General features: G+C 57.3%; 9 protein-coding genes. All 9 read left to right on the top strand.

What is annotated here, in order from left to right; genetic code table 11:
- Positions 1–20 precede the first annotated feature (20 nt).
- The 9 genes from O1V65_RS03250 to O1V65_RS03210 all read left to right on the top strand — a co-directional run bounded on the left by O1V65_RS03250 (position 21) and on the right by O1V65_RS03210 (position 12,113).
- The gene (locus O1V65_RS03250; protein ID WP_269130156.1) at positions 21–1,748 is read left to right on the top strand and encodes a fatty acyl-AMP ligase; all 1,728 of its coding nucleotides are present in this window, start codon (positions 21–23) and stop codon (positions 1,746–1,748) included.
- Between the two features lie 66 nt (positions 1,749–1,814).
- Positions 1,815–3,518 carry an acyl-CoA dehydrogenase family protein gene (locus O1V65_RS03245; RefSeq protein WP_165429337.1) on the top strand — a complete coding sequence of 568 codons (1,704 nt, stop codon included), beginning with the start codon at positions 1,815–1,817 and terminating at the stop codon, positions 3,516–3,518.
- Between the two features lie 12 nt (positions 3,519–3,530).
- A complete protein-coding gene (locus tag O1V65_RS03240; RefSeq protein WP_017492602.1) occupies positions 3,531–5,192 on the top strand; it encodes an acyl-CoA dehydrogenase family protein in 1,662 nt (553 codons plus the stop codon).
- 44 nt (positions 5,193–5,236) lie between these two features.
- The gene (locus O1V65_RS03235; RefSeq protein WP_017492601.1) at positions 5,237–5,500 is read left to right on the top strand and encodes an acyl carrier protein; all 264 of its coding nucleotides are present in this window, start codon (positions 5,237–5,239) and stop codon (positions 5,498–5,500) included.
- A 20-nt stretch (positions 5,501–5,520) separates the two neighbouring features.
- Entirely contained in the window at positions 5,521–8,211 is a 2,691-nt protein-coding gene (locus tag O1V65_RS03230; RefSeq protein WP_269130155.1) for a type I polyketide synthase, read from the top strand.
- Positions 8,208–9,224, top strand: a complete 1,017-nt coding sequence (locus O1V65_RS03225; RefSeq protein ID WP_017492599.1) for a 3-oxoacyl-[acyl-carrier-protein] synthase III C-terminal domain-containing protein — start codon at positions 8,208–8,210, stop codon at positions 9,222–9,224. Before O1V65_RS03230 ends, O1V65_RS03225 begins: the two co-directional genes overlap by 4 nt.
- Positions 9,221–11,098 (top strand): HAD-IIIC family phosphatase, encoded by a 1,878-nt coding sequence (locus tag O1V65_RS03220; RefSeq protein ID WP_165429334.1) that lies wholly within the window; start codon positions 9,221–9,223, stop codon positions 11,096–11,098. The genes O1V65_RS03225 and O1V65_RS03220 overlap by 4 nt, the downstream gene beginning before the upstream one ends.
- Positions 11,095–11,328 (top strand): acyl carrier protein, encoded by a 234-nt coding sequence (locus O1V65_RS03215; protein ID WP_017492597.1) that lies wholly within the window; start codon positions 11,095–11,097, stop codon positions 11,326–11,328. The genes O1V65_RS03220 and O1V65_RS03215 overlap by 4 nt, the downstream gene beginning before the upstream one ends.
- Positions 11,325–12,113 (top strand): 2-oxo acid dehydrogenase subunit E2, encoded by a 789-nt coding sequence (locus O1V65_RS03210; protein WP_017492596.1) that lies wholly within the window; start codon positions 11,325–11,327, stop codon positions 12,111–12,113. Before O1V65_RS03215 ends, O1V65_RS03210 begins: the two co-directional genes overlap by 4 nt.
- The last annotated feature ends 8 nt before the right edge of the window (positions 12,114–12,121 follow it).

Below are 12,121 nucleotides of genomic sequence, written 5' to 3'. Positions count from 1 at the left end.
TTCTTATGGGATTGAGAAGAATGAAAACAATTGTTGATTATCTTAATTACAATGCCGAGCATTATGCAAAGAAACACGCCGTTATTATGCTTAATGACAAAGGTGAAGAAGCTGAGCGCCTGACCTACAGTGAAATTAACCAAAAAATTTTGACACTGGCGGGATATTTACAGCAAAACTTTAATAAAGGCGATCGCGCTTTATTACTTTATCGTACCGGCGTTGAATTTATTGTCGCTTTTATGGCCTGTGAATTTTGCGGTATTATTGCCGTACCGATGTCTTTATATGCCAAAAAGTCGCCGCATTTTCACCGCATCGAACATATTATGCAGGACGCCGCGGTTAATTTAATTTTGACCACTGAAAAACTGCATGGCGAAGTCCTGGAATGGCTGGCCGAAACCCCGTATGCCGCCACGCCGTGCCTGCCTTCAGACGTGCTGGTCGGCAACCGCCCATGGACCTCTGCTGACGTGCAGCCTGAGGATTTGGCCTTCCTGCAATATACCTCCGGCTCGACGGGTAACCCTAAAGGGGTGATGGTCAGCCACGGCAATTTGATTCACAACAGTTTGTTAATCAAGCATAAATATCAGCATGACAACAACACTGTCATGGGCGGTTGGCTGCCGTTCTACCACGACATGGGCCTGATCGGGTTAATTCTTCAGTCGCTGTATCTCGGCTCCACGCTGGTCTTGATGTCACCGGTGGCCTTCGTCAAACACCCGATGAACTGGCTGAAAGCGATCAGCGACTACAAGATTAACACCTCAGGCGGTCCGAATTTCTGCTTTGAGCACAGTATTGAAAAGGCCAATGACCAGAAGCTGGAAGGGATTGATCTGTCGCACTGGCACGCCTGTTTCAACGGTTCAGAACCGATTAAGTCGCAGACCATTGACGCCTTCTCGGAACGTTTTGCCCGCTTTGGCTTTAGCCGTAACCTGTTTTATCCCTGCTACGGCATGGCGGAAACCACTCTGTTTGTTACCGGTGGCACCCCGCACGTCGCACATGAAACCCTGACCGTTGACCGCGAAGCGTTGGCGGCCAACAAGATTATCTTCCAGACGCCTGACTCCAGCTCAGCGGTCACACTGGTCAGTTCGGGCCAGGCCTACGACCTCGAAGTCGTCATCGTTGACCCGGTCTCTCACCAACGACTCGCCGACGGCGAAGTGGGTGAAGTGTGGATCCACGGCGAGAGTGTCGCCCAGGGATACTGGGGTAAACCCGAGCAGACGCGGGAGATTTTCCACGCCGAGCTGTCTCCTTCCAACGGCAAGCACTACCTGCGCACCGGAGATATGGGATTCCAGCAGCAAAATGAGCTTTACATCACCGGTCGTCAGAAAGATCTGGTGATCGTCAATGGCCGCAATATCTATCCGCAGGACATCGAGCAGCGCATCAAAGAGTCTGAGCCGCTGTTTGCCAGCGGTCTCTCGGCGGCGTTCGGGCTGGAAAGCGAAAGAGGCGAACGTGTGGTGGTGGTGCAGGAAATCGATAAACGCCACGGACTGGAGCCGGAGCAGCTGACGCAGCTCATCACCCGACTGCGCTTTGAAATCGGCCGTTATTTCGAGGTTCCGGTTGCGGTCATTACGCTGATTGCCCGCGGCACGCTGCCACGCACCACCAGCGGCAAAGTGCAACGCCGACGTACAAAAGAAATGTGGCTCAAGGGCGAATTACCTTCAGTATTTGGATTCGATGAATTGCCTGTCGCAAGCAAAGAATAAAGCCAGATAAGTCGCGTAAGTATTAACGCCAGCTAAATAACTTTATTATTTGCAGTAAGGATAATTATGAAATCTCTCTATGATTTAACGCTCGACTATGAGCGGTTCTTCGGCGATCCCGCTGATGAGAAAAATACATTCTCTTTTAAACGAGCCAGGCAATACGATATTAACTCGACATTTCCTGAAGAGTTTATTCGCGAACTAAACGCCTGGGGCCTGAGTGAATATTATGTGCCTGAAGCGTTCGGCGGTAATTTAAAAGGCTACGATGAACTTTTTAATTTAATACGTCTGACCTCACGCCGAGATTTAACGGCCGCCATCGGCCACGGTAAAACCATGCTGGGTGCAATTTGCGTCTGGGTGGGCGGTTCGGATACCCAGCGTGCACGACTGGCCGAGTCCATCCTGCGTCAGGATCAGGTGTCGCTGGCGTTGACCGAACACCCTCACGGCAGCGACATCTCTGCCACCGACACGCTGTGCAGCGAGACCGAAGACGGTTATCTGCTCAACGGTGAGAAATACCTGATTAACAACGCGCGTCGCTCTGCGTCACTGACGGTTTTTGCCCGTACTTCGGCCAAAAATAACGCCCGCGATTTTAGCCTGTTTATGGTCGAAAAGGCGTGCCTGCCGGAGAATGCGCTGAGCTATGAGCCCAAGCTGCTGACTCACGGCATCAAAGGCGCAGACATCAGCGGTGTGCGTTTTCACAATGCCCCGCTCCCCGCCTCTTCGCTGGTAGGCCAAATCGGTCAGGGTCTGGAAATCATGCTCTGCGGATTCCAAATCAGCCGCACGCTGTGCACCGCCCTCTCATGCGGTGCCGGTGAAAGCGCGCTGCGCCTCGCCTATCGCTATGCCGAACAGCGCCGCGTTTATCATTCCTCGCTGTCGCAGCTGGCCAATATTCGCCGCCGCCTCAGTGATTCGGCCGCCGATCTGCTGATTGCCGACCTGGTCGGCCTGTTCAGCAGCCGCGCCATCAACGTCTTGCCGCAGCAAATGAGCACCATCTCGGCGGCCGCCAAGGCCTATGTACCTGCCAGCATCGAGACCATGGTTGACGGGCTGGTCGATGTTCTCGGTGCACGTGCCTATCTGGAAGACGACGGCGAATTCGGCCACTTCAGTAAACTCCAGCGCGACTGTCGTCTGGTGAGCCTGTTTGACGGCAATACGGTCGTCAACCTGCAAGCTTTGGTGGTGCAGCTGCCGGTGCTGGCCCGCCAGCGTCGTCGCCCTATCTCACAGCAGGAAATGCCCGCTCTGCTCGATGTGCTGTTCAGCATTGACGCCCCGCTGGAGGCGCTCAAGCCCGAGCAGTTGAAACTCTCCGGCAAAGGTCATGACTTCATTGTGCAGGGTCTGTTTGACGTACAAAGACAGCTGACCGACGTCGAAGGCCTCTCAGCGACCGTGCAGCAAAAACTGAGCGCGCAGGTGAGCGAACTGTTGATTCAGCTTGCACTGCTTGACGATTTCTTCCTGTCTCAGACGCCGAGCAAGCAAATCAGCGCGCAGAGCTTTGCGATGGCGGAAAACTATACCCGGATCTTTGCCGGTGCCTGCTGTATTCAGGCATTCATCAGCTCCCATCGGCATCTGGCCGCGCATTGGAAAGACGGCAAGGCGCTCTGTGCCTGCCTGGCCAGGCTAGTAGGGACGCCTGCCGAGTATGCCGAGCCGCTGATGCAGCAAGTACAGACCAGCATCGAGCAGCATCAGCTGATCTCTTTCTTTCCATTGCCGTTGGCAGGCTAGAGGGCTTACAGGATGAATATCACTGAAGCAATGCATCAACTCCGTGATTTGCAGGCACGCTCCCCTAGCCTGCGTCCGGCCTTTATTCTGGCGCTCGACGAGGCGGCAGAGCTTAATCAGGCGGCCGAAGCCGGACTAGACGCTATCGGCATTCCTTCACTGCTGGCCACCGACGAAAGTGGGCAACCCGCCGTTGCCATGCCGGAGCTGATGAGGCTGCTGCGCACGCTGTGTGAACGAGACCTGGGGCTTGGGTTGGGCTATATCCTGACCACCTTTATGGCCGCGACTAACGTCTGGGTTGCAGGTTCGTCCGAGCAAAAAGCCCAGTGCAACGCCCTGCTGGCGGCCGGAAAGAAAATTTCTATCGCCTATCACGAGCTCGAACACGGCAATGACTTTGCTGCAAACGAGTTGACGGCGCAGCCCGTGCCGGGCGGATACCTGCTTCAGGGCCGCAAGCAGGTTATCAACAATATTGGCCGTGCCGGTGCCGTGGTGTTGCAGGCGCGAACCAGCCCCGAGCAGGGAATGCGCACGCACTCGCTGTTTCTGGTTGATACCCAGCTGCTGGCCAGTGAACAGCATCATAAGCTGCCGCGTTTTGCGACTCAGGGTGTTCGCGGCTGCCAGATTAGCGGAATCGAATTTGAGGCGTGCTTTATTCCCGACGCCTGCCTGCTCGGCAAAGAGGGGTTTGCCTTTAGCTATGCACTCACGGCCTTCCAGATTACCCGCGCGCTGCTGCCCGGCATTAGTCTTGGCACTATCGACAGTGCGCTGGCTATCACGGCGCGTTATGCCAGCCAACGCACGCTGTATGGCAACAATCTGCTGACCATCCCGAACGTTCGTGCAGAACTGACGCTCGCCTGGCTCGACTATGCGCTGTGCGACAACCTCAGTTACGTGGCCGCACGCGGGCTGCATACGGTTCCGGCGGAGATGAGCGTGCTGGGTTCGCTGTGCAAGGCGCAGGTGCCGCTGCGCATGCGCACGGTGCTGAAAAAGCTCGCGCTGGTGCTGGGCTCGCGCTACTACCTGCGCGAAGGCGAGGCGGCGCTGTTTGAAAAAATTATGCGCGATTATCCGGTGGTCAGTCTTGGGCATGCCAGCAGCTTTACCTGTCAGGCGTCGCTTATTCCCCAGTTGCCGCTGATCTTCAAACGCTTCAACACGCCGCGTGAAGATCTCCAGCAGAGCCTGATCCTGCTGTTTTCCCCACAGGTCAAGCACGCCTTCACGACGGGCGCACTCAAGCTGACTTCGTCGGGCAAAGACCTGCTGTTGCACAGCATTCACTACTGGCCGGAGCACGTAGGCGCGCTCATGCGTTCGCAGAGCATCAGCCAGCCGGACGGCGATCTGCTGCTTCAGCGTCTCGGCATGCTGCACAGTCACTGCGTGCAGTTGAGCGAAACCACCTTCGCCGCCGACGAGTATCAGGCCTTCGAGACTGTTCAGCGCTATGCCTGGATCCAGTCCGCGCTGGCAACCGTGGGCCGCTGGTGTCTCGACTCCACGAGCCCGTTTGCCGGTGACGTTAACTACCTTGTCACCTGCCTGGATTTTGTGTTTTCACAATTACGTCACTGTCCTTTTTATCCCGACCCAAAGGTTGAGGGCAACATCCTTGCTTACCTGCAATCGCGCAGTGAAGCACGTGGCGGCTAACCGCCGTACGACTCCAAATTCTTAACTTTTAAACAGGATTGATCATGTCAGACAAAATGACCCAAGTGCGTATCACCGACTTTATCTTAGACCGCCTTTCGGCCCAGACGCACCAGCCTAAAGAGAACATCGACATCCAGTTACCGCTGGCAAATTACGGCGTCGATTCAATTCACGCCTTAAGCCTGTGCGCAGAGCTGGAAGAGTGGCTGAACATCGAAATCGAACCCACGATTGCCTGGGACTACCCGACGATTGCGCAGATGGCGGAGTTCCTCGAATCCGAGGTTACTGCCGCGTCACGTTAATGCCGAGAGGAGAAGCTGGAATGAAAGAGTCTGGAATGAACGCCGACAAAATCGCCATCACCGGGATGGCCTGTCAATTTCCCGGTGCAGAGAACCTGGACGCTTACTGGCAGGTGGTTAAAAACAACAAAATTTCGACCCGCCGTAGCTCGGTCAACGCCCAGCCTGCCGACTATTGCCGCCGCCAGCTGGCGGGAGGATTTATCCGAGGCGTGGATCATTTCGACGCCGAATTTTTTGGAATTTCCAATCGCGAAGCCCAACTGATGGACCCGCAGCAGCGCCTGTTGTTGCAAAACGTCTGGCACGCCATTGAGGATGCGGGGATCGCGCCACAGTCGCTGCGCGGCAGTAAAACCGGCGTTTTCGTCGGCGCGATGGCCAACGACTGGGCGGCGCGCTCGATTGCCGATGACGACAACATCAACAGCCATATGATTACCGGCAACGGTCTGGCGATTATCGCCAACCGCGTGTCGTATCATTATGATTTTAAAGGGCCAAGCCTGAGTCTGGACAGCGCCTGCTCGTCTTCGATTTTAGCGATGCACTATGCCGTACAAAGCCTGCGCAACGGCGACTGTGAGTATGCGCTGGTGGCAGGCGTTAACGTGATTGCGACACCGATGCTGCAAAAGTTTTATCAGCGCGCCGGTATTGCCTCGGTTAAAGGCGAATGTCACCCGTTCAGCCGCTACAGCGACGGCATTGTGCGCGGCGAAGGCGTCGGCGTGGTGCTGTTGCAGCGCGTGGCGCAAGACACGGGCACCTACGCCACGCTGGCGGGCTGCACGGTCAATCATAACGGGCAAAGCAACGGCCTGTCGGCACCGAACCGTTTTGCACAGCAGGCGCTGCTGTCGCAGACCTATGAGCAATGGGGGATTTCCCCGGCAGAGATCGATTACGTCGAGTGCCACGGCACCGGCACAGAGCTGGGCGACAGAATTGAGCTTCAGGCACTGAACAACGTGCTTAATGTCCCAGAGCGCCAGCGTCCTTGCCACATCGGCTCGGTGAAAGGTCTGATTGGCCACACCGAGGCGGCAGCGGGTATCGCGGGCGTCATCAAGCTCGCCCTGATGCTGCATCATGGCTATGTTCCGGCCAGCCTCTATGCCGACACGCCGAACGCCATTCTTGAGAAAAACATAGCGCTCAAGCTGCCGCCGCTCGGCTTCACGCTTGAGCAAGACAGCCGCACGCTGGTCGGTCTGAGCAGCTTCGGGCTTGGCGGCACCAATGGTCACCTGGTCCTGCAGCGCGCCGACGCCCGCGTTCAGCCGCGTTCCGAGCCTCGCCAGCCGCAGCTTTTTACCCTGTCTGCGCCGACTGCCGATACGCTGGCGGATCAGGCACGCGCCTTGTCGAGCTATCTCGATACGCATCCAGACTGTGACCTTGCCGCGCTGGCGACCGAGTCGCGTGAGGTGAAAAGCCTGTTACGGGCGAAAAAGGCTTGGGTGGCATCAACCGCCGACGAACTGCAAAAACAGCTGCGCCAGTTCTCGCTCAGCCCGAATACGTCGAAAAAACCGCACGCCTTAACGGCGCTGTATCTCGCGAGTCCGTCTTCGGCAGCGCTCTCCTTCTGCCCGTCGTTGTTTAATCATGCGCCGTCGTTTCGACAAGCCATCGAGCGCTGCGACAGCCTGTTTTATCCGCTGCTGGGGCATTCGGTTATCTCGCAAATGTTCGCCAACGATGCGCCGCTCTCTCCGGGTCAGCAAAGCTATTGGCTCCCCGCGGTGTTCTCGTGGAACTACGCGTTGTCCCAACTGTGGGCCAGCGAAGGTATTGCACCGGTAAGCGTGATTGGCGAAGGCGTCAGCGAATACGTCGCGGCCTGCCTGTCTGGGCTCCTCACGTTGGAAGATGCGGTCTATCTGGTCGCACAGCACGCCGAAATACTGCATTTGCAGCAAGTGCTGACCTGCGATGACTTCCAGCTGGAATCCACCGCGCCGTTTGAAAAGTATCAGCAGTATTTTCACCGCATTCCAGAGCAAGAGCCGCACACGCCGTTTATCTCCTGCTACCAGGGTCAATCGGTTTCGCTGCTGCCGCCGCTTAACGAATGGCTGCAACTGTTCGACGAAGGCCACGCAGGCGCTGAAGGACGTCAGGCTGCGCTACAGGCCTGCGGCAGTCGTCTGGTGCTTTCCACCGTCGCAGCTCCGGCGGAACGCGGCGAGATTCAGTGGGTAAGTGAAAGTGACACCGCGAAAGACGCGCTGCGCCAGCATTTGCAGGCGGTGGCTCAGCTTTACGACCACGGCGTCCTGCTCAACCTGAATCGGGGCAAGCGAGGCCAGTGCCGCAGCAGGCTACCGGCCTACGCCTTCCAGCCTTCCAGCTTCTGGCTGGAGCCGGTCACCCAGGCCAGCGTGACTCGCGCACCCGCTTCAACGCCCGAAAGCGTTGCCCTACGCCAGCAAGACCACGCTGGGGGTGAGTTTGTGGTGACGACGCTGGCGAGGATCCTCGCCTGTGAGCAACAGGCCATCAAGGGCAATCTGCGTCTGAGTGAAGACCTTGGGCTGGACTCCATCATCGTCATCGAACTGATCGACATCCTGAATAAAGACCTGCCAGAGAAACAGAAACTGGCGTTTACCGACACTCTGACCATCGTCACCGTCGATGACTTAATCAATCGCGTCACCACGTTGATGGAAAACGGCAAAGCCGTTGCTGAGGAGAAAGTATGACCATGTATATCAAGGGCCTCGGACTCTGCACGCCCGGTAAACCGGTCAGTAATGCAGCGCTGGCGCAGCGCTTTGCCCTCAATGAAGAGTGGATTTCACTCTATCTGGGCAACCAATCGCGCTATTTCGCCACCGACCTGAACAGCGGCGTTCAGCACTATTCGCTGATGGATATCGCCCGTCAGGCGGCGATTGCCGCCATCGACAACGCGCAGATCGATAAAAGCAAAATCGATTTCATTATTCTGGCGACGGCAACGCCGGACAAGCTGATGCCGGCCACGGTCAACGAGGTCGCGCATGACCTTGAAATGTTCAATATTCCGACCTATCAGCTGCAGTCTGGCTGCTGTGGAGCTATGCAGGCGCTCAACCTGGCCAACGATCTGCTGTCCGTCGGTCGTTATCGCTACGGGTTGGTGATCGGCGCAGACATCTGCAACAAGTTCATCGATCCCCTGAAGGATTACAGCGATTCGCTGGCTTCGGAAATCATTAACTTCGCGCTGTTCGGTGACGGTGCCGGGGCGGTGGTGCTGACCGCCAACGCCGACGAAAGCCCGCTCGCCATCACCCATTTGCAGTATCGGATGACCGAATCTACCCTGCCCGCCGGGCAAATCGTCAACTGGCAAGGCAGCCGCATCATCGAGCAGGAGATGCTGCGCGAAGATTACAAGAACATTGAAACTCACGTGCCGCTCATCGCCGAAGAGCAGCTGGGGCGCATGCTGTCAGCGCTTGAGGCCACGCCGGACGAAATTGACTGGTTCCTGGTGCCGCAGCTGTCGGGCCGCATGACCACACGGCTCATCGACGCCCTGCGCTTGCCGACGGAAAAAACCATCAACTGCGTGGCGCAAACCGGCAACAACGGTAACGCCCTGTTGCTGTTCCAGCTCAGCCACCTGCTGGAGACCTTTCAGCCGGGTCAGCGCGCGATTGCTCTGACGGTCGAGTCTTCACGCTGGCTGAGCGGCGGTCTGGCGCTACAGCATCACGGAGTGAAATGATGACACAAACCCCTTTAAGCGCGATAACCGCCCTGCGCAAGGCGGGATTTCCGACCGACGCGCTGCCCTCACTCCAGCGCCATCTCGGGGCCATTAGCAGCGCCGATGACCGATTACACGCCGGGGTTAACCTGCGCACGCTAGCGGCAGAGGCCTATCGCGAGCAGGGTGGCAGCACCTTCCGTCTCGCCGTCGTCAGTAATTTCTCCTACCAGACGATCGCCGATACTCTGCGCAGTCGTCTGCTGGCGCGCGGCATGCTGCCTGAATTTTACCTGTCGGACTACAACCAGTATCACTATGAGTTGCTCAACGCCGACAGCAGCCTCTATCGTTCGTCGCCCGAGCTGACGCTTTGCCTGCTCGACGGACACTCGGTGCTGGACGAACTAGGCCCGAACTGGCGTCCAGAGGATATTGAACAAGGGCTGCGCAACAAGCTCCACCAGCTGACACAGTTTGCCGAACAGTACCACCAGCAGGCCAGCGGCCTACTGGTCTTCAATACGCTGCCGCTCAGCGGCAAGACGCTACAGCAGTGCCTGGACTATCGCGGACGCGCGCGCATCAGCCGTTGGTGGGCCCAGTTTAACGCCGACCTGCTGGCGCTGGCGGAAACCTATCGCCACGTTTTCGTCATCGATACTCAAAGCCTGCTGAGCGCCGACTTCCCGCTGCGCGATGACCGCCTAGGATTCTATGCCCGCACGCTGATGAGCAACGAACTGCTGGACGCCCTCGCCGGTGAAGTCGCGGCCATGGTGTTTGCCAGCCGCGGCATGGCGAAGAAATGCCTGGTGCTGGATCTCGACAACACCCTGTGGGGAGGCATTCTGGGCGATGACGGTATCGAGGGTATCCAGCTCAGCAACAGCGCCACCGGCGAGGCGTTCGTGAGCTTCCAGCAGGTGATCAAACGCCTCTCAGCACAGGGCGTCCTGCTGGCAATCAGCAGTAAAAACGAACGCGAAAACGTCATCAACCTTCTGCAACAACGTGAAGATATGGTGCTGAAAATAGATGATTTCTCGGCCATCGTCGCCAACTGGCAGCCAAAAAGCGATGCCCTGCAAACCATCAGCGAGCTGCTCAATATCGGCAGCGACAGTTTGGTGTTCGTCGATGACAGCGCGTTCGAACGCGAAGAGGTCAGGAATCAGCATCCGCAGATTAGCGTGGTCGATCCCGGCAGTGACCCTGCCGAATACGCCGCCGCGCTGGTCAAAGGCAACCACTTCTGCCAGCTGGAACTGAATCCGGAAGACTACCAGCGCAGCAAGCTGTATCAGACCGAGGCCAAACGCAAATCGCTGCGCAATGCGTCCACCTCGCTTGAGGCGTTTCTCGCAGAGTTACAGCTCAAACTGCGGCTCTTCACGCCGCAGGGACAAGAGCTGGCTCGCGTCGCCCAACTGAGCCTGCGCACCAATCAGTTCAACATGACCACCCGTCGCATGAGCGAAAGCGAGGTTCAGGCTTATCTGGCCCAGCCGCAGCACGGCATCATCGCTTTGCAAAGCAGCGATCGTTTCGGCGAATACGGCGTCATCGGCTGCCTGTTCTATCACCGCGAGCACAACAGCCTGTGGATAGACAACTTCTTGCTCAGCTGCCGCGTGTTCTCACGACAGTTGGAAACCGCCGCGCTCAACCATTTCCTGAGCTGGGCGCAGCGTCAGGGCTGCGAGGAGATCCGTGCACGCTATCTTCCGACGCAGAAAAACCAGCAGGTTGCCGATTTTTATACCCGGCACGGCTTCACGCTCAGCGAGGGCAACGCGCAGTTCAGTGAATACTGCCATGCGCTCGAGGCTCCTGCCGTTGTCCCTAACCACATTGAATTGATTGCCTCATATCAGGAGACACCTTTATGAATACGCCCTCTGAATTTTTGTCTTTCATTAACGGCTACATGGCGACCGATGCAACCGAAGAGGAGCTGGATGTGCCGCTCGTCAATCTGGAGAACTGGGATTCTATCAACGCCGTCCGCCTGATGAGCCGCCTGGAGAAGGAGCTGAATGTGCGTCTGCCGGTGGCGGATTATCTGCAGGCCAACACGCTGCGCCAGCTGTTTGACCTGACCCGCAGGAGCGCAGCATGAGCCATACTCAGCAGCCTTTTCCGAAACAGCGCCAGCATACGCTGCTGTTTCTGGAGCAGTCGCATGCCTATCGTCCCGTGTCTATCGACACCGACGTCGAGATGACGGAAGTGGTGCGGCATCGCCAGCAGAGCGGCAAGCGTTACAGCTATCTCGCCTACTTTATTCAGGCGATGGCGCAGGTGGTGGCGGAGTACCCGGCGGCGAACAGCATGCTCATCGGCCAGCTGTTTCCGCGCTTGGTGACGCTCGGTGAGGTGAACGCCAAGTTTACGTTGGATAAAACCGTTGACGAACAGCGCGTCGTTGCCTCTGCCGTGGTTGAGGGCGCCGACCAGCTGTCGCTTACCGCCATTCAGGCGCGTATCGACTACTTCAAGACGCAGGAAATTGCCAGCGCCGAAGTCTTCGCGCCAATCCGTAAGATCCAGAAAGCGCCACTTCTGCTCGGCAGGCTGCTGTTTCGGTTGGCCATGCGCCGCCCGGAGGTAAAAAGCCGCGTGCAGGGTTCGTTTACGGTGACCTCGCTCGGCGGCCGCGCCGTCACGCGCTTTGTCCCGCTGCCGGGATCGACGCTGACGCTGGGCGTGGGCGATATCACCGAACGTGCGTGGGTCAAGAACAGCCAACTGACGGTGGCCCATGCTACTACGCTGACACTGGTGTTTGACCACCGCATTCTCGACGGCGCAGTTTCCGCCGAGATCCTGTCAAAAATCAAAAACAAGCTGGAAAAGTTCGCCTTCGACAACAATGAAAACGTGGCGCAACTGCCCGCTGCCTAAGTTTCCCA

Origin of the sequence: Rouxiella badensis (assembly GCF_026967515.2) — a bacterium.
Classification (GTDB): domain Bacteria; phylum Pseudomonadota; class Gammaproteobacteria; order Enterobacterales; family Enterobacteriaceae; genus Rouxiella; species Rouxiella badensis.
Note: the sequence above shows the minus strand (reverse complement) of the source record. Positions and strands in the feature narration are given on the sequence as shown.

Bases quoted from the DNA above. Each gene is read 5' to 3' on its own strand.
- O1V65_RS03250 (WP_269130156.1), top strand. From the start codon at position 21: ATGAAAACAATTGTTGATTATCTTAATTACAATGCCGAGCATTATGCA.
- O1V65_RS03245 (WP_165429337.1), top strand. From the start codon at position 1,815: ATGAAATCTCTCTATGATTTAACGCTCGACTATGAGCGGTTCTTCGGC.
- O1V65_RS03240 (WP_017492602.1), top strand. From the start codon at position 3,531: ATGAATATCACTGAAGCAATGCATCAACTCCGTGATTTGCAGGCACGC.
- O1V65_RS03235 (WP_017492601.1), top strand. From the start codon at position 5,237: ATGTCAGACAAAATGACCCAAGTGCGTATCACCGACTTTATCTTAGAC.
- O1V65_RS03230 (WP_269130155.1), top strand. From the start codon at position 5,521: ATGAAAGAGTCTGGAATGAACGCCGACAAAATCGCCATCACCGGGATG.
- O1V65_RS03225 (WP_017492599.1), top strand. From the start codon at position 8,208: ATGACCATGTATATCAAGGGCCTCGGACTCTGCACGCCCGGTAAACCG.
- O1V65_RS03220 (WP_165429334.1), top strand. From the start codon at position 9,221: ATGATGACACAAACCCCTTTAAGCGCGATAACCGCCCTGCGCAAGGCG.
- O1V65_RS03215 (WP_017492597.1), top strand. From the start codon at position 11,095: ATGAATACGCCCTCTGAATTTTTGTCTTTCATTAACGGCTACATGGCG.
- O1V65_RS03210 (WP_017492596.1), top strand. From the start codon at position 11,325: ATGAGCCATACTCAGCAGCCTTTTCCGAAACAGCGCCAGCATACGCTG.